Genomic DNA, 18,637 nt, shown 5'->3' on the forward strand with positions numbered 1-18,637 from the left:
ACCACCGTCGTTCCCGCGCAGGCGGGAACCCAAGTTAGCATGCAGACTTGCGGCGTCTACCTATGTCGCAAACGAAATTGGGTCCCCGCCAAGGCGGACGGCCAGTCCGGGGACGACGTGCTTATTTTTACACCGCGTCCGACAGCGACGTGAAGTTGAAGTCGCGTACCTTCATCGGCGGAATCAGCATCTGGAACGGCACCTCGTCGCCACCGATGACGACCGGCTTGCCGATCTCCTCGATGTTGTTGAGCATCGTGACGGGGCTTTCGTTGAAGCGGAAGTTCTTGATCGGGTACTTGATCTTGCCATTCTCGATGTAGAACGTGCCGTCGCGCGTGAGGCCCGTCAGCAGCACCGATTGCGGGTCGACCATGCGGATGTACCACGTGCGGGTCACGAGCACGCCCTTCTTCGTGTTGGCGATCAGCTCCGCCGTCGACTTGTCCGTGCCGGCCATGATGATGTTGCCCGGCGTGGCCGTCGCCGGCACGCCCTTCTTCTTGGCCCAGTACTGCGAGTAGTTCAGCGCGTTGACCTTGCCGTCCTTGATCAGGTCCATGCGCTTGCGCGCGATGAGGTTCTCGGTGTCCCACGGCAGCACGGGCACGTCCGGGTTCCACGGGTCGGCCCAGATGTTGACCTGCTGGTCGAACAGCTTGTCCCCCAGGCGCGAGGCGCCGCCCTTCTTCGACAGGAAGCTGCGGCCTTCGTCGGTCTGGCGCGCATCGAAGCCGAACAGCATGTAGCCGAGCAGCTCGGACGTGGCGGCCGGTTCCAGGATCACGGTGTAGCGGCCCGGTTCCAGCGCCTTCGCGTCGACGGAGCGCAGGGCCTTTTCGATCGCGACGTCGGCCGCTTCGCGCGCGTCGAACCTGTTCGCGTCGGTGGCCGAGCGCTTGACCCAGCCGGAGCCGCGGCCGTCTTCCGTGCGCACGGTGCAGGTGAAATCGAGACTCGTCTGCTGCTGGTGGCCATACACGCCGTTCGAGTTGGCCACGCTGGAGAACTGGTTACCGTCCGTGAAGAAGCCGGCGGCGACGAGCTTGTTCTTCTTGCAGGCTTCGATCGCGTACGCCGCGGTCTGGGCGCGGAAGTCCGGATCGATGGCGGCCGTCTTCGCGCTGAAGGTCTGCGACGCCTTGTACTCCTGCTTCGACACGGCCGGCATGAATTCCGGATTCTCCGGCGCCAGGCGCGCGAGGTCCTCGGCGCGGCGCACGACTTTTTCCAGCGACTTGTCGTCGAACTCGTTGATGGTGGCGGTGCCCTGGCGCTTGCCGAAAGCGACCGTCACCGAGATGTTGGTGTCGTCCGCGAGGCCGGCGGTGGAGACCTGGTTGCGCGCGAAGCGGATGTTGCCGTTGCGGCTGCCGCTCACGGTGACGATGCATTCGTCGGCCTTCGAGAACGAGAGGACGCGGTCGGTGATGTGTTTGGTCTGTTCCTGGGTCAGGATGGTCATGATGCAGGTCCCCTTAGCCGATCTTGCGGGCGGTGTTGATGACGTTGATGCCGTTGAAGCGCGCGGTCGACGACCCGTGCGACACGATGCTGATCTGCGGAGGCTGGCCCTTGCCGTCGAAGAAGGAGCCGCCCATGCGCCAATCGCGCTCGTCGCAGATCGCCGTGCACGCATTCCAGAAGTCCTGCGTGTTCGACTGGTATGCCACGTCTTCCAGCATCTGGCCGATCTTGCCGTTGTTGATCTCGTAGAACAGCTGGCCGCCGAACTGGAAGTTGTAGCGCTGCTGGTCGATCGAGAACGAACCGTCGCCCACGATGTAGATGCCCTTCTTGATGTCCTTGACCATCTCGTCCGGCGTGAGCTTCTTCTTCCCGGCCTGCAGAGACACGTTCGGCATGCGCTGGAACTGCACGTTGCTCCAGCTGTCCGCGTACGAGCAGCCGTCCGATTCTTCCTTGCCGATGATGTGCGCCTGGTCGCGCGTGGCCTGGTAGCTGACGAGGATGCCGTCCTTGATGATGTCCCAGCGCTTGGTCTTGACGCCTTCGTCGTCGTAGCCCACGTTGCCCAGCGAGCCCGGGGTCGTCTTGTCGGCGACGATGTTCACCAGCGGCGAGCCGTACTTGAACGACTTCGACTCCCATTTATCCAGCGTGGCGAAGCTGGTGCCGGCGTAGTTCGCCTCGTAGCCCAGCACGCGATCCAATTCGGTCGGGTGGCCGACGGATTCGTGGATCGTCAGGTACAGGTGTTCCGGCGACAGCATCAGGTCGTACTTGCCCGGCGTGACCGACTTCGCGGTCAGCTTGCGCTTGGCGTCGCGGCCCGCGGCGCGCGCGTCCTCGACGATGTCGTACGATTTCGTGTACAGCGTGGCGACGCCGCCCGCCGCCTTGATCTTGTCTTCCTTGCGCGCGTCCAGGTATTCGTAGCCCATGCCGACCGGCGTCGACAGGCCGCTGCGCGAACGGAACTTCCCGCTGGCCTTGTCCACCGCGGTCGCGGAGAACGGCGCCCACAGGCGCTGCACGTCCTGGTCGATGTACGAACCGTCGGTCGATGCGAAATACTTCTGCTGATTCACCTGGAACAGCATCGACTGCATGAAGCTCGCGCCGGCATCCATGCCCGCCTTGTTCGCCGCGATCAGCAGTTCGGCCTTGTCCTTGATGGGCACCGCGCGCCAGTCCTTGACGATGGGCGTCGCCCACGACACCTCGCCCACGCCCTTGACCGGTGCGAGACGGACCGGCTCGGACTGCAGCCTGGCGTTCGCCTTGGCGATCGCCACCGCCTGGCGCGCCGCGCCCGCGATGCCGTCCGGGGTCATGTCGTTGGTGGCGGCGAAGCCGTACGCGCCGTTGACCACCACGCGCACGCCGACGCCGGCCGATTCCGTGTTCGTCACGTTCTCGACGTTCAGGTCGCGGGTGATGATGTACTGGTTGAGATAGCGGCCGATGCGCACGTCGCAATAGCTCGCGCCGGCCTTGGTGGCGGCGTTCAGCGCGGTGTCGGCCAGCGCCTTCTTGGCCGCGATGGGCATCGCGGTGAGCAGCTCCTCGGCGGCGATGGCGTTGCCGAAGACGGGTACCAGCATGGCACCGGCGGTTCCGGCACCGATTTTAAGGAAGGTACGGCGTTCCATGGGTTCTCCTGAAATCACACACTTCTTTTTGGTCAGCGCCCCGGGTGGCGGGCCGCTCCTTTTTTTACTGCGGGGGTCATGAAGCCGATGCACCTTAGCAGCAAGTTGACGTTTTGAATAGGCAATCTTCATGCCACGTGGCAGGCGGCGGATTTGCACGCGTTCCGGCGTTTTTCGGTGTCCGCGACTGTCCGCCCGGTGTCCGCGACAGGTGGGCCGGACACCTCGCATATGCATGCGTCATTACGCCTGGATGCAACACCAGATTACTGAATGGTTACGCGTGAGAATTCGTGCATTTTTACAGTTACGCACCGTGTATATTGCGACGGCAACGTTTGCATGTCACATTTGCACACCAAAACAGGGATTCCATGAAGATCGTTCGCCTTGCGGCGGCCGCCGCAATCGCGCTGGCCAGCTGCACGCTCCAGGCCCAGGAAATCAGCCAGGCCACCGCCCCGCCAACCGCCGCGCCGCCCGTATCACCTGCCGTCGAAAACTCGGTCGTCAAGATCTTCAGCACCCTGCGCCGCCCGGACCCGTTCAAGCCCTGGACCAAGGCCACGCCGCAGGAGATCACGGGATCCGGCGTGGTCATCGAGGGCAAGCGGATCCTCACCAACGCCCACGTCGTCGGCTACGCGAGCCAGGTGCAGGTGCAGGCGAGCCAGGACGGCGACAAGGTCGGCGCCACCGTCGTCGCCATCGCGCGCGGCATGGACCTCGCGCTGCTGAAACTGGACGACGAATCGTTCTTCGACAAACACCGCCCGGTCAAGCGCACGAGCGTCCTGCCGGACGTGCGCGAGGCCGTCATGGCCTACGGTTATCCGATGGGCGGCACGTCGCTGTCCGTCACCAAGGGCATTGTCTCGCGCGTCGAATTCGTCCCCTACGGCTACGGCAGCGCGGGCCTGCGCGTGCAGATCGACGCGCCCATCAACCCCGGCAACAGCGGCGGGCCGGTGATCGACGGCGACAAGATGATCGGTCTCGCGTTCTCGATGGCGGCGAATGCCCAGAACATCGGCTACGTGATCCCGAACGAGGAAGTGGAACTGTTCCTGCGCGACGTGGCCGACGGCCGCTACGACGGCAAGCCGCTGCTGCTGGACGATATCCAGACGCTGGAGAACCCGGTCCTGCGCCAGTACCTCAAGCTGGACAACGCGGTCGACGGCGTCGTCGTACACCGCCCGTACCGCACCGATGCCGCGTACCCGCTGAAGGAATGGGACGTCATCACGCGCATCGGCGACTACCCCATCGACAACCAGGGCATGGTCAGGCTGGGGGCCAACCTGCGCGTGCGCTTCCAGTACCGCGTGCAGCAGGTCGCGAAGAACGGCAAGGTACCGCTGACCATCGTCCGCGGCGGCAAGACCATGCAGGTACAGGTGCCCGCGAGCGGCCGGCGTCCCCTGTTGATCCCCGCGCTGGACGGCGACTATCCGTCGTACTTCGTGTACGGCCCGATCGTGTTCTCGCGCGCCACGGCCGAATACCTGTCCTTCATCAGCAACAACGCGCAACTGCTGAACGCCTACAGCTTCAACGCCAGCCCGCTCGTGACGCGGCGCGGCGACGAGCCCGATGCGCAGCGCGAAGAACTCGTCGTCATCAGCTCGCCGTTCTTCCCGCACAAGCTCGTGACGGGCTACAGCAACCGCTTCGGCTCCGTCGTCGACTCCATCAACGGCGTGCCGGTACGCAGCCTGCGCCACCTGGTGGCCCTGCTGCGCGACCTGAAGGACGACCTCGTCGTGCTGCGCTTCGACCAGCGCCTGGGCGAGACGATGGTCCTGCCGCGCCAGGCGATGGTCGACGCCACCGAGGGCGTCCTGCAGGACAACGGCATCCGTTCGCAAGGTTCGCAAGACATGCTGGACGTCTGGAACGGCAAGAAGAATTGATGGCGGCCGCGTTTTCGTTACGCCGCGCCGCGCTCGGCGCGGCCGTGCTGTCCGCCTGCGTGCCCTGCTTCGCCGCGGCCGCGCAACCGTTACCCACGCCGGCCCAGCTGGCTGCGCTGGCCTTTCCCGGCTGGAGCGAGAGCGCGGCCGGCCGCGTGCACAGCGCGGCCTTGCCGCCGCTTCCCGGCACCGGGCACGGCATCTACGCCGGCTGGAACGTGGGGCCGAACCGCGTACTCGTCGAACCGAAACTGGTGCTGCGCACGGACCCCTCGCACCTGACCCTCATCGCGGGCCTCGTGCCAGCCGGGGACGACGGCCGCTCCAGCGCCGTCCACGCGACGCCGCTGGCACTGGCTGCCTACCAGTTCGAACAGCACGGCAGCACGTGGGGCGTGAGCGGACGCCAGGGCATCTTCGCGCTGCGCGGCTTTTCCGGCGCCGCCGCCGTGCGCGAGGTCGCGCTGGCCGCGCGCCGCCAGGCCGTCGCGGTGGAATACGGCAGTTGCTGGCAGGGTTACTGCGGCACCTGGCTCGCCGTGTACGAAGTCGGCCGCGACGCCGTCCGGCGCGAGCCGGCCGTGGAGCTGGCACTGTCCGGCATCAACGTCGACAGCGCGGCGGATTGCCAGCGCCGCCTGGCTCCGCTCGTGAAGCCGCACGCGCAGGACCCCATCGCACGCGACGACGGCGCTGCGCCGGACACGCATGACTGCTATGCGATCGAGAGCGGCTGGAGCATCGACGCGACGCATGAGCAACCGGGCGACCTGACCATCCGCTACCAGGGGGCGATCAGCCGCGCGGAGTCGTATGGGGGGCCGCCGGCGGCGATCGACCAGAAGCAGGTGCTGCGGTACGGGAATGGGAAGTATCGGGCGATTTCGGGGTACTCGCCGGTGCCGGCGATTTAAATATACCGTCGTCCCCGCGCAGGCGGGGACCCAAGTACATATACCGTCGTCCCGCGCAGGCGGGGACCCAAGTACATACACCGTCGTCCCCGCGCAGGCGGGGACCCAAGTTTATCTGAGTAGCCGCGCACGCAAAATTGGCCCCCTGCCTTCGCAGGGGCGACGGTTCATGGGCCGCAGGTCGACAGTTACGGCACCGCTTTCTTCACCGGCGTGAAGTTCAGATCCTGGAAGTCATAGCTGAAATCCGTCTCCGTCGAGATGGGCTGCATCCGCATCCGCTCGATGCTGCCGTCCGGATTCAGCGCGAACGTGACGTACGCATCGGCGTTGAAATTGCGCTCCTTCCAGCGCACGATGAACGTGTCGTGCTGGTAGTGTTCCAGGTCGCCCGTCAGGTCGGGCGTGCGCGACATCGTCAGGATCTGTCTGTTCCCCTCATGCTTGATCGTCGCGATGCCGTACCATGGATCCTGGTACTCGCCGTCGTACGCCGTGCGCGCCAGCGACGGTTGCGACTTCGCCGCGCGCGCGGCGTTCGCCTTGCCGATGCGCGCCAGTTCCTTCGCGTGGTTCTCGTCCTCGACGGCTTTCACGATGCCGATCCAGTCGGTCGCCGCGGCCGGGTTCAGCATGCGGTCGAGCAGCTGGTATTGCAGCGCGTTCAGCGCCCCGCCGCTTTCCGCGTTGGTCAGGATGGCGATGCCCAGCTTCGCTTCCGGCACCAGCACCACCTTCGAATAAAAGCCCTGCAGCGCGCCGCTGTGCATCGCGACCAGCCTGCCCTGCCAGTCGCGCAGTTGGAAGCCGAGGCCGTACGCGAGGAAGTTCGGGCGCGTGGCGGCCAGCTTGGGATCGGGCTCGCTGATGCGCATCGGCGTCTGCGCCGTCCACATCTCGCGCGCCTGCTTCGCGCTGTACAGGCGGATCTCCTTCCCGTTCGCGTCCGTGCCCACCTTGCCGCCGGCCAGCAGCACGTTCATCCAGCGCGCGATATCCTCGGCATTCGTATTGATGCCGACGGCGCCCACGGCGTTCGCCACCGGCATCGCCTTCACGGCCGCGATCCTGTCGTTGATCTTGCTGTGCGCGTTCGCCACGTCCGGATTGCCCGCGTTTTCCGCAAGGCTCGTCGTCGTGGAGACCATGCCGACCGGCGCGAGGATGCGCTCGCGGACCGTCTCGCCCCACGTTTTACCTGACTTGGCCGCGACGATCTTGCCGGCCACGATGTACAGCAGGTTGTCGTACGCGTAGCTGCTGCGGAAGCTCGTGGCGGGGCGGATGAAGCGCAGCTTGTGGATGATCTCGTCGGTCGAGAAATTCGTCGTGGGCCACCACAGCAGGTCGCCGGCGCCGAGACCCAGGCCGCTGCGGTGCGTGAGCAGGTCGCGCACCGTCATCTCGTGCGTGACGTACGCGTCGTACATCTGGAAGTCCGGCAGGTGCTTCGTGACCGGATCGTCCCACGCGAGCTTGCCTTCGTCGACGAGCATCGCCAGCGCGGCCGCCGTGAACGCCTTCGAGTTCGACGCGACCTCGAACAGCGTCTTCGCATCGACCTTGTCCGGCGCGCCCAGCTTGCGCACGCCGAAGCCCTGCGTGGCGACGACCTTGCCGTCCTTGACGATGGCGATCGCGATGCCGGGCACGTCGAACAGCTTCATCGTGCGTTCGACGTCGGTGGCCAGCCAGGCGTTCAGGGCTGAGGCATCCTGCGTAATGACGGTTGCGGCGGGGGCGGGGGCGGGGGCGGTGGCGGGTGTCTGCGCCAGTGCGGCGCCGGAGAAAGCGAGCAGGATCGCTGCTGCGATGCGGGTCATGGATTGCACTCTTGGATTCCTTGGATGGTGGAAGCGCGGGGCAGGATAGCATGTTCGCGTCGGCGCCACACCTCTGCTATGATCCGCCTTTCCATGGATGCCTTCCTCGTTTCCACCGGCATCGTCGCCCTCGCCGAAATCGGCGACAAGACGCAGTTGCTGGCCTTCCTCCTCGCCGCACGCTTCCGCCGTCCGCTGCCCATCGTGGCCGGCATCTTCGTCGCGACCATCGCCAACCACGCCTTCGCCGCCGCCGTCGGCGCGCTCGTGAGCCGCCTGCTCGGCCCCGACGTCATGCGCTGGGTGCTGGGCATCGCCTTCCTCGGCATGGCCGCCTGGATCATGGTGCCGGACGAGATGGACGAGGACGAGGCGCCGCTGGCGCGCTTCGGCGTTTTCCTCACCACGGTGCTCGCGTTCTTCGTCGCCGAGATGGGCGACAAGACGCAGGTCGCGACGGTCGCCCTGGCCGCGCGCTACACGTCCGCCGTGGCGGTGGTCGCCGGGACGACGCTCGGCATGATGCTCGCGAACGTGCCGGCCGTGTACTTCGGCGACCGGATCGCCGGTCGCGTCCCCTTGAAACTCGTGCACGGCCTGGCGGCGCTGATCTTCGCCGTGCTGGGCATCGCCACCCTGTTCGGCGCGGGCCGCAGCCTGGGCTTCTAGGGCTGCTGCGTCACCCACACCGGGGCCGACCACAGGATCCTGCCGTCGTCCTGCGTCACCTTCGCATAATAGAAATGCGCGCCCGGCGAAGGCGCTGTCGTGACGTCGGCCTTGTCGGAGAGCTGGCTCACGTCGCCGTTGCGTCCCGGGACGCCTTCGATGATCGCCACCGTCGCGGCCTGCCGTCCCGTCGCGCTGGCGTAGGCCACCTGCAGCCGCAGCGCGCCTGTATTGTCGAAGCGCTCGCCCATCAGGTGGCCGTTCGCGGTGAGGACCACCTGCGCATCCTTGTCCATCGTCGCGAACACGCGGCGGGCACGCACGGCATCGAGGAAGCTGGCGCGCGTCAGCGGCACGCCGTTCGGGATCAGTACGGCGCTGCGGTTGCTGTATGACGCGCCCCAGTTGGCGCAGTGGTTGTCCTGGTTGCTGCTGAACGCCACGTGGTAGCCCGCTTCCAGCAGCTTGTTGCAGGCCAGCTCGAAATTGCTGCGCCGCGTCTCGCCCTCGTTCTCGCTGACGGAAAACGCGGAGCTGTTGACCACTTCGCACAAGGCCATCACGGCGTCGCCGTCGGGAGTGTATGCGAGCGGCGTGCCGTTCACGGTGAACTGGCCGGTCAGCGCAGGATGGTTGAACTGGCCGGTCAGGCCGCGCTGGCGCATCAGGGCGTACAACGCGGCGTAGTCGCTCTTGGCCGTCGGCGTGTCCGCAAGCAGCTCGCCCTTCCCGTTCTTTTCCCAGCCGAGCAGCTCGTCGCTGTCGAAGATGTTCAGGTGGCCGCCATTGCCGATCACGCCCCATTCCATGCCGTACAGCGCGAGGAAGCCCGGATTCGCATCCGAGTAATCGCGCGCCGTCTTCAGGCCGGCCCGGTACAGCGCCTTCGCTTGCGCGGGATCGGCATCCAGGTTCGTGCCATCCGAACCGTCGTACATGTGGTTGTGCTCCGAGACCATCAGGAAGTCCAGTCCGTGCCTGCGCGCATACGGATACGCTGCGTCCGGACCGTAGGGCGCCGTCTGCGGGTCTTGCGCGCCGTGGCAGTTGTCGACGGGGCCGCCGCCGTCGCTGTCGCGCGTCTGGCTGTGCAGGTTGCCGTAATAGACCGTGTACGGCAACGCGCCCGGCGCCGGCATGGCCATCATGCGTGCGCGGCCCGTCGGCAGCGGAGAGAACGCGGGCAGCGCGGGCGCCGGCACGCTGCCGACGGCGATGTCCCACGCCTGGTCGGCCGTCTCGCTGCCGCTCGCGGCATGCAGGCGCACGCGGTAGATGCCGGGCGCGGGCCGGCGGCCGGCGAGGATGCCCGACCAGCGTACGGCAACGTCACGCGGCGTGCCGCCCAGCGCCAGCCGCCCCTGCCATTGGGCGGCACGGCGACCGGACGGCGTGACAAGCTCCAGGCGCCACGTCACGGGACGGCGTGCCTTTCGACCTGCCTGCAGGGCGGGATACTCGAACGACAAGGTGAACGTGCGCGCATCGCGGACGTCGCCGTGGTAGGGCGCGAGCAGGGTCGCATCGAACTCGTTATGTTCGAGCGTCGCGGCCGACGCAGCGCTACACCAGGGGTTGAACACGCCGGCCGCGGCCAGCACCAGGGAAAGAGTGGGGATCGAGGTTTTCATGATGCAATTTTTGCAATTGCATGCATGTCGGCCTTGATCCAAGGCTCATAAAATTGTCATTTAGATATTAACTTATTGACAAATTTTAAGGCCGTTCAAAAGTGGTACTCGGCCCGTACCATCGGGGTGCTGGCGCGCTGGCCCCGGTTGCCGGTCGTGCCGTAGCGCCAGCTGAGCGCCGTGTCGCTCCAGTCGGCGGCGTGCGCCGACATGCTTGCCATCCCGATCAGGAAAGCCGCCGCATGCGCACGTCGCGTGTTCATGGTCGCATCTTTTCGCAGGTCGTCCAGTTCATGTGCGGCGCCGGGGCGGCCGGGTCGTGGCGGGAAGCCACGTGCAGTTCCACCTCGTGCGTCCGGCCGTCGTCCACCAGCGCGATCGTGTTGCCCTGCTGCGCCACCCCGTCCACGTGCAGCAGCGGCTCGTCCGCGCGCCGCACGGCGATCGTGTACTGGCTGCCGCGGTAGCGGTAGTGTAGACGGAAGCCTTCCCAGTTGGCAGGCAGGCGTGGCATCAAGGTCAAGGTTTCGCCGGCTCGCGTCACCCCGAGCAACGATTCGACGATCAACCGGTACATCCCGCCGGCCGAGCCCGCGTACCAGCTTGCCGTCATCACGTAGGGCGCCGTGCGCTCGGCCGGCACGAGCATGCGCGCCAGTGCCCACGCGCGCTCCGTGTCGCCCAGGTGCGCGAACGCCATCGCCGCCCAGATCGCCGCCTGCGTGTCCTGGACGCCGCCGCCGTCGCGCACGAGATGGGCCTCCACCGCCTCCATCGCGATGCGGGCCCGGTCCCGGTCGGCCGCGCCGGACAGCACGGCCCAGCTTTGCGTGGCCGCATCGATGCCGCTCGCGCTGTCGTCGCCATACGCGCGCCGGTACCAGGCGCCGTCCCACGCGTTGCCGTCGAGGTTGTGCGCGAGGACCTGGGCCGCGCTGCGGCACGTCGTGCAGAAGCCGTAGTCGCCGCGGCGGTCGGCGAGTTCCGCGAAGCGGCACAGCACGTCGTACAGGAAGAACCCGAGCCGGACGCTCTCGCCAACGCCACCCGCACCCGGCGGCAGGCCGTGCGGCCCGAACACGAGGGCGCGGCGCAGCGCGCGCACGCAGTGTTCGTAGATGCTGGCCTGTTCCTGCGAACGCTCGGGCAGGTCGCAATACGCCGCCTCGTCCTGCCTGAGCGCGCGGCCTTCGATGAACGGCGCGATCTCGTCCAGCAGCGCGTAGTCGCCCGTCACGCCCACGTAGCGGTGCACCGCGAGCGGCAGCCACAAGGCATCGTCCGGGCAGCGCGTGCGCTGGCCGCGGCCCGTCGGCGGATGCCACCAGTGCTGCACGTCGCCTTCGACGAACTGGTGGCCGGCGAACAGCAGGATGTGGTCGCGCAGCAGTTCCGGACGCACGTGCACGGCCGCCATCGCATCCTGCAACTGGTCGCCGAAACGGTACGCACCCACCGACTGGTCATGGCTCGTGCGTGCCCACATGCGGCCCGCGATCGCCTGCACCATCAGCCAGCCGTTGACGAGGACGTCGAACGCGGGCTCCGGCGTCTCGATGCGGACGGCGCCGAGCGTGTCGTCCCAGAAGTCGCGCACGCGCGCCAGGTCGGCGGCGGCGGTCACGGCGCCGCTGTGGCGCTGGACCATGCCGGTGGCGTCCAGGTTGCGGCGTCCGCCCACGCCCAGCATGAACACGAGTTCCTGTTCTTCTCCCGGCGCCAGGTCGATGACGGTTTGCAGCGCGGCGCACGGATCGAGCGCGGCGCCGCTGCGGCCGGACAAGGTCGTGCGCGCGAGCGCGGCCGGATTGGCGAGGCTGCCGTCGCGGCCGATGAATTCCGCGCGGTCGCAGGTAAACGCCACGTGCTCGGCATCGAGGTGGAAGAACGCGACGCGGCCCGCGAAATCCCCGTTCCACGCGTTGCGGGCAAACAGCGCGCCGCTGACGGGATCCTGCTCCGTCACCACGTGCGGCGCGGCGTCCGCGCGCAGCTCGCCCAGCACCCACTCCACGTAGCCCGTGACGGACAGGCGCCGCGCCGCGGTCCCGTCGTTGCGCAGCTTGAGCACGATGTGTTTCAGCGGCGCGTCCAGAGCCACATACGTCAACAGCTCGCTGTGGATGCCGTGCGCCGCGTGCTCGAACACGCTGTAGCCGAAGCCGTGGCGCGTGACATGGCCGGCGCCGGACGGTGCCGGCAGCGCCGTCGGCGACCAGAACACGCCCGTCTGCTCGTCGCGCAGATAAAACACTTCGCCGCCGCGGCCGGCCACGAGGTCGTCGTCCCACGGCGTCAGGCGGAATTCATGGGCATTCTGGTTCCAGCTGTACGCCTGGCCGCTTTCCGAGATCACCGTGCCGAACATCGGGCTCGCCAGCACGTTGACCCACGGCGTGGGCGTATGCCGGCCCGGACCCGTACGGATGACGTATTCGCGCCCGTCGGCCGTAAAGCCGTCGATGTCGCCGTCCGGTACGGCCGGCGCGGTCCCTTCGTCCTGGCCCGGCGCCGCGGTCGGCACCAGCGCCGGCGGCAGCTCGTCCTTGCGCGCGGCCGCGCGGCGCAGCTGCTCGGCGAGGCTGCCCTGGTCGTCCGCCAGGACCACCCGCGCCACGGCCTGCATCAGCATGCGCTCGTCCAGCGACAGCTGCTCGGACGTGCACACGTACACGCAGCCCGCGCCCGGCAGCCGCATGACTTCGTCCTGCAACGCCGCCGGGCCGTCGCACCAGACCACGAGGTTCGCGGCGAGTCCTTTCGCGCGCCACCACGCATACGCCTGGACCGCCTGGCGCGCGAGGTCGAGGTTGGCGGCGTCGCGCAGGTGCAGCAGCACGAGCGGACGCTCGCCCGGAATGCCGAGCGCTTCCAGGTCGGCCCGGCCGTACTGGTTGCGCGCGATGACGGCCGGGTCGGCGCGCAGCGCAGGCTGCGGACACAGCACGCTGCCGGCCAGGCGCGCGTACGACTGGGCGTCCGCCTCGCTCGCGTTCAACTGGCGCAGCATGACCTGGCCGTGCGTCCACGCGAGTTCGGGCACGCGGTCGGCCACCTGGCGGTCGCGGTATTTGTCGACGAGGCGCAGCGCGTGGTCGCGCGTCTCGGCCACGCCCAGCACGATGTCGACCGTCGCTTCCTGATGCGGCGCCAGCGTCAGGATGCGGCGGATCGCCAGCGCCGGATCGGCCACGATGCCGTCCTGGCCGCCCAGCGGCACGCGGTCCTCCAGCGCGGCCGGATGCGCCCTGCTCCGTCCGCGGCCGATGAAGTGCGCGCGGTCCGTCCCGAACTGGGCCGCGGGTGCGTCCGCGCCGTGCACCGTCATCACGTTCAGCAGCCATGCCTGCCCATGCGTGCACAGGAGAGCATCGCGCTGTGCCAGGATCTCCATCTGCACGGTTGCCGGCGCCGCCTCCGCGTAGCTCGTCAGCTCGATGGTGCGGGTCGTGCCCGTCCGGTTGGCGATGCGCAGGCGGCGCAATTCGACGTCGTCGTCGGGCGCGACGACGATCTCCGTGTGCAGTTCGATGCCGTGGTCGCGCCGGTGGAATGCGGCGCGGCCTTCGGAGAACCGGGCTTCGTCATGCTCGGGCCGCGCCAGCGTGGGCCGCCACGTGTTCGACCACACGGCCCCGCTGTCCACGTCGCGCACGTAGCAGACATGGCCGCCGTCGCCGGCGGTCGGATCCGCGCGCCAGCGCGTCACGGCCAGGTCGCGCCACGCGCTGTAGCCGGCGCCGCTCGCCGTCACCAGCACGTGGTAGCGGCCGTTGGACAGCAGTTGCACGTCCTGCGGCGCGGCGTCCGGTTGCGTCACCGTGCGCGCCGTCGTGGCGCTGTCGGGCGCGCGCGGGCGCATGTCTTCGACCTCCACGTGCCGCCCCGCACCGGAGCGCGGCACCGGTTCCTGCAGCAGCGGCAACGCGGCCTGGAACTGCGGCTCGGCGGCGAAGCGGCGCTGCATGGGCCGGTCGTGCAGCAGGCAGGACAGCGCCAGCAAACCCATGCCCTGGTGGTGCGCCATGAACGCGCGCACGATCGCATGGGCCTGGCCCGCGGGCCGCCGCGCCGGCGTGTAGTCGATGGCTTCATAGAAACCGTAGCGGCCCGTGAAGCCCAGCTGCGCCATGCGTTCCAGGTTGGCGCAGGCGCGCTCCGGTTCGACCATCAGCGCCAGCAGCGCGGCGTATGGCGCGACGACGAGGTCTTCGCCTGACGCCCGTTGCGTCCCCGTGCCGGGTACGCCGAAGGCGCGGTACTGGTAATGCAGCGCGGCGTCCATCGCGTTGTAGCCGGATGCCGCAAAGCCCCACGGCACGTCGCGGCGGCGGCCGTATTCCGCCTGCGCGCGGACGATGCCCCGGTACGTCTGGTCCAGCAACGTGTCGCGGTACGCCGGCATCACCAGCAGCGGCGCCAGGTAGTCGTCCAGCGCGCCGTCCGCCGACAGCAGCACCGGGTGGCCGTACGCGCGGCACGACTGGCGGCCCAGCGCGGTCCAGTGTTCCTGCGGCAGCTGGCCGCGCGCGATGCCGGTGAAGCTGGCCAGGCGGGCATCCGATGCGAGCAGGCCCGTGTCCGCCTCGGCCAGCAAACCGAAATCCATGTCCGCGCACGCGCGCGCGGCACGCGCCAGCTGCTCAATCTCCTGCAGGCGCACCTGCGCGTTCGTGCTGCCTTCCGCGACAAGCCCGGCGAGCAGCAGCTGGCGCGTGCGCTCGTCCGGTTCCAGGTCGTCGCCCGGCGCCTTCATGCCGAAGCCGGCCAGCTCGCGCACCGTCGGGATGCGGGTGAGGCTCGAATCGATCACGTATTCCTGCACGACGCGCATCCACGGCGCCATCGCCAGCAGGTCTGCCTGCGCGGCCGCCGTTTGCCGCGCCAGCCTGCCGGCCCACTCGCGCAACTGCGGATCGGCGTCGTCCGGCACGGCGGCGCACAACGCCTCCGCGCGGCGCGCCAGCGTCTGCAGGCAATCGGCGAGGCCCGGCAACGTGCCCGCATTGCGGCAGCGCTCCGGCGAGAGGTGCAGGCGCAGCGCGGCGATCGCCTCGCGCACGGCGGGCACGGCGTGGTCTTCGACGACGTCCAGCGTGTCGCGGATGCCGTCCAGCGCGCGGCTGGAGGCGATGGGCTCGTCGGCCAGCCGTTCCAGGCCGGCGGCCAGCGTGAGCAGGTGCGCCGCCAGGTTGCCGCTGCCGGTGGCCGACAAGGACAGGGGCTCCAGCGTGCGCGTGTCGTACGCGTCGTGGAAATGGCCGCGCTGGCGTTCCAGCCGGCCCATCGTATCCAGCGCCGCACGCGTGCGCGCCAGCAGGCCGCCCGTGGGCGCGTAGCCGAAGTCCCAGGCCGTCATGTTGGCCAGCAGCGCGAAGCCCATGCTTGCGGGCGACGTGCGGTGCGCGACGACGGGGGCCGGGTGTTCCTGCAAGTGGTCGGGCGGCAGCCAGTTGCTCTCGGCCGTGACGTGGTCCTCGAAGAATGCCCACGTGCGGCGCGCCGTCGTGCGCAGGAAGCGGCGCTGCGCCTCCGCCAGGTGCGGTGCGTGACGCGCGGCCGGCAGGCTGACCCACCATGCGACCACGGGCGACAGGAACCACAGCAGCAGCAGCGGCGCGGCCGCGAACAGCGCGAGCGGGTTCGCAAAGCTGAGCAGCACGGCGACGCCCACCGCGAACGCGGGAGCGAACCACATGTTCTGCCAGTTCGACTCCATGTCCGTGCTGGAGCGCGACAGCGTGGGCGCGCGCCATTCCAGGCGCAGCCGTTTCGACACGAGCATGCGCCACGCGCCGCGCGCGATCGCGTCCACGCTGTAGCTGGCCTCGTGCGGCAGGAAGGCCGTGTCCAGCAGCGCGTGATAGAGGCCGATGCGCGCGTCGTGCGCGCAGTGCCGCAGGTGCGCGCCGGGCGCGACGTCGTGCGGCTTGTCGGCCAGGGCGACGAGCGTGCGCAGCGCGAACGGCACGAAGAACACGGCCAGCACGGCCGCGGTCCAGAACGCGGGCGCCGGCAGCAGCGCCCAGCACAGCACCAGCAGGATGCACAACGTGGGCGCGACGAGGCTGCGGCGCAGGTTGTCGAACAGCTTCCAGCGCGCCAGCGGCGGCAGCGGATTCGCTTCGCGGCTGCCGTCCGCCCGCGGCACGCGGTCGCGCAGCCAGCCGGCCAGTTGCCAGTCGCCGCGGATCTGGCGGTGGCGCCGGGCGACGTCGTCGCTGTAGCGCGCCGGGCATGGCGCCACGAGGTGGGCGTCGCCCAGCAGGCCGGCACGCAGGTAGCTGCCTTCCAGCAGGTCGTGCGACAGCACCCGGTCGTCCGGCAGGCGGCCGCGCAGCACGCGGTCGGCCACGGCCAGGTCGTAGATGCCCTGGCCCGCGAACGTGCCTTCGCCGAACAGGTCCTGCTCGATGCCGGATGCGCCGCCGCACAGGCGTTCGTAGCGCGACGCGTGTTCCGGCGGCAGCGCGGCCGTCATGCGCGGCTGCAGCAGGCCGTGACCCGCCACCACGCGCCGGCCCGCGTCATCGAGCACGGGGCGATTGAGCGGATGCGCCATCGCGGCGACGAAAGCGCGGGCGGCGTCGCGCGGCAGGCCGGTGCCGGCGTCCAGCGTGATCACGTAGCGGATCTCGTCCACGCCGTCGACGGGCCCCTCGATCACGGCGAACGGCGCGCGCTCGCCGCGCAGCAGGAACGCGTTCAGGTCTTCCAGCTTGCCGCGCTTGCGGTCGCGGCCGATCCACGCGCCCTCGCCGTCGCTCCACGTGCGCTGGCGGTGCAGCAGCAGGAACGGCCGGCACGCCCCATACTTCGCATTCAGCGCGGCGATGCCGGCGCGCGCCTGTTCGATCAGGTCGGCGTCGCCGTACACCTCTTGCCGCGGCGCGTCGGCCAGGTCGGTCAGGAGGCAGAAGCGCAGGTGCGGGTCGCGGTTGGCGAGATAATGCACTTCCAGCGACTCGACGAGGGCCGCCACGTTGTCGCGGCCGTACAGCAGCGCGGGCACGACGACGATGGCGCGCGCATCGGGCGGGATGCCCGCGCCGACATCCATGCGCGGCAGCGGCGCCGGCGCGACGAGCCGCGCGGCCATCAGGTCGACGAGGGCCAGCGCCAGCCGGCTCGCACCGAGCGCGCCCAGCAGGCCGATCGCGACGAGCAGCGCCGGGCCGGCGCCATCCTGCGCCGCGTGGACGGCGGCCGCCCCCGCGAACAGTGCGGTGCACGCGCCGACGCCGCCCAGATAGGCCGGCAGCGCGCGCACGCGGCCGGGGCGCAGGTTCAGCCGCTGCTTCAGTTGCGGCAACCCGTCGCCAGCCAGGTAACAGCCGACGTGGCGCCGGCGCGCGTCATGCCCTTCCGCCGCCAGCGCCAGCGCTTCCGTCGCCACCTCGATCTCGCGGCGGCCGGCGGCGCGCGCGAGGCGCCCGACTAGGTGGCGGTAATGGTCGCGCGTGGCGCCGTCCATGCGGCCGTAGACGCCGGCCGGGTCGCCGCGCAGCGCCTGCTCGACGGCGCTCATCGTCTCGGCGAATTCGCGCCAGTCCATGCTGCCCAGCAGGCGCAGGCTGGCGATGGAGTTCGCGACCGAGACGTCGTCCGCGGCCTGCTGCGTGACGTCGGCCTGCATCGCCTGGTCGAGCGTGCGGCCCTCGTCCGCGAGGCGTGTGGCGATCCATTGCAAGGCCTGGGTGAGCGGGCCGCCGCGGCCCTGCAGCCGGCGCGCGAGTTCGGCCACGAAGCCGGAACTCATCGGCTGCACGTCGCGCACCATGTCGGCCACGACGAGGATCAGGTCACCGGGCCGCTCCTCGGCCCGCGCCGTCATGCGGTCGGCCCAGCGGTTGGCCTGCACGCGCTGGCGCCGGGTGTCCGCCTGCCGCACGGCGAGGCGGCGCAGGTTCTCGATCAGCACGAGGCGCAGCATGGCCGGCAGCGCCGCAAGTTCCGCCAGCGCCAGCGGCGCGCCTTCCTGGTACGCGGCGACGAAGCGCGCGAGGCTTTCCGCGTCCAGCCGGCCGTCGCCATGCGCGATCACGTCCAGCGCCAGCTGGTACACGCGCGGATTGCCCCGCGCATCGGCATCCTGCAGGCAAGGCAGCGCGCAGCAATCGTCGTCGGGGAGGTGGCGGCGCGCGAGGCGGACGTGGTCGTCGATCAGCCAGGCATGGTCGAGCAGCGCGGCGGCCGCCGGCGGCAGGCGCACGCCGGCGCGGGCGGCGCGCGCGAGGCCGGCGCAGGCATCGGCGATGACGGCGGCATTGTCGTCCAGGCGGTCCAGCAGGCGGTCGCTGCCCGGCGCGTCGGCCAGTTGATGGCGCGCGGCGAGGCGGCGGCCGTGGACGGCCATCTGGGCGGCGGAAAACAGTTCGGCGCGCAGCGGGGCGCCGTCATCGGCGACCCCGGCTGCGGGCGGCAGCACTTTTTCTTCTTTCAACAGGAACCTCGTGGTGGCGTGCGCAACCGACCGCCGGCTGACGCGGGACGCGACCATTCGGATGAAGCGTGAGACGAGGGCGCACGGCTGCCGCCATGCTAAGCAATCAGGTGCCGGGCAACTGT

9 protein-coding genes are annotated in these 18,637 nt (G+C 69.2%); 3 read left to right on the forward strand and 6 right to left on the reverse strand.

What is annotated here, in order from left to right; translation table 11 throughout:
* Window positions 1-127 precede the first annotated feature (127 nt).
* Both ACEN9H_RS28600 and ACEN9H_RS28605 read right to left on the reverse strand, forming a co-directional pair.
* Window positions 128-1,465 (reverse strand): TldD/PmbA family protein, encoded by a 1,338-nt coding sequence (locus ACEN9H_RS28600; RefSeq protein ID WP_056128598.1) that lies wholly within the window; start codon window positions 1,463-1,465, stop codon window positions 128-130.
* 13 nt (window positions 1,466-1,478) lie between these two features.
* A complete protein-coding gene (locus tag ACEN9H_RS28605) occupies window positions 1,479-3,116 on the reverse strand; it encodes a TldD/PmbA family protein (protein ID WP_056128602.1) in 1,638 nt (545 codons plus the stop codon).
* 374 nt (window positions 3,117-3,490) lie between these two features.
* On the opposite strand from ACEN9H_RS28605, the gene ACEN9H_RS28610 reads away from it, so the two are divergent.
* Window positions 3,491-5,032 (forward strand): trypsin-like peptidase domain-containing protein, encoded by a 1,542-nt coding sequence (locus ACEN9H_RS28610; RefSeq protein ID WP_413672933.1) that lies wholly within the window; start codon window positions 3,491-3,493, stop codon window positions 5,030-5,032.
* On the forward strand, window positions 5,032-5,946 hold the full coding sequence (locus ACEN9H_RS28615; protein WP_413672934.1) for a hypothetical protein: 915 nt from the start codon (window positions 5,032-5,034) through the stop codon (window positions 5,944-5,946). The genes ACEN9H_RS28610 and ACEN9H_RS28615 overlap by 1 nt, the downstream gene beginning before the upstream one ends.
* A gap of 188 nt (window positions 5,947-6,134) precedes the next feature.
* Here the strand turns inward: ACEN9H_RS28615 and ACEN9H_RS28620 are convergent, their stop codons facing one another.
* Window positions 6,135-7,769 carry a serine hydrolase gene (locus tag ACEN9H_RS28620; RefSeq protein WP_413672935.1) on the reverse strand — a complete coding sequence of 545 codons (1,635 nt, stop codon included), beginning with the start codon at window positions 7,767-7,769 and terminating at the stop codon, window positions 6,135-6,137.
* A 93-nt stretch (window positions 7,770-7,862) separates the two neighbouring features.
* Here ACEN9H_RS28620 and ACEN9H_RS28625 point away from each other — a divergent pair, with 93 nt between their 5' ends.
* Window positions 7,863-8,438: a TMEM165/GDT1 family protein gene (locus ACEN9H_RS28625; protein WP_413675644.1), complete on the forward strand. Its 576-nt coding sequence runs from the start codon at window positions 7,863-7,865 to the stop codon at window positions 8,436-8,438.
* Here the strand turns inward: ACEN9H_RS28625 and ACEN9H_RS28630 are convergent.
* The 3 genes from ACEN9H_RS28630 to ACEN9H_RS28640 form a co-directional block, all read right to left on the reverse strand.
* The gene (locus ACEN9H_RS28630) at window positions 8,435-10,069 is read right to left on the reverse strand and encodes a CehA/McbA family metallohydrolase (protein WP_413672936.1); all 1,635 of its coding nucleotides are present in this window, start codon (window positions 10,067-10,069) and stop codon (window positions 8,435-8,437) included. The genes ACEN9H_RS28625 and ACEN9H_RS28630 overlap by 4 nt on opposite strands.
* Window positions 10,070-10,164: 95 nt before the next feature.
* Window positions 10,165-10,332, reverse strand: a complete 168-nt coding sequence (locus ACEN9H_RS28635; protein ID WP_413672937.1) for a hypothetical protein — start codon at window positions 10,330-10,332, stop codon at window positions 10,165-10,167.
* The gene (locus tag ACEN9H_RS28640) at window positions 10,329-18,512 is read right to left on the reverse strand and encodes a GH36-type glycosyl hydrolase domain-containing protein (protein WP_413672938.1); all 8,184 of its coding nucleotides are present in this window, start codon (window positions 18,510-18,512) and stop codon (window positions 10,329-10,331) included. The genes ACEN9H_RS28635 and ACEN9H_RS28640 overlap by 4 nt, the downstream gene beginning before the upstream one ends.
* Window positions 18,513-18,637 lie beyond the last annotated feature (125 nt).

It is taken from the genome of Massilia cellulosiltytica (assembly GCF_047325105.1).
GTDB lineage: Bacteria > Pseudomonadota > Gammaproteobacteria > Burkholderiales > Burkholderiaceae_D > Telluria > Telluria orientalis.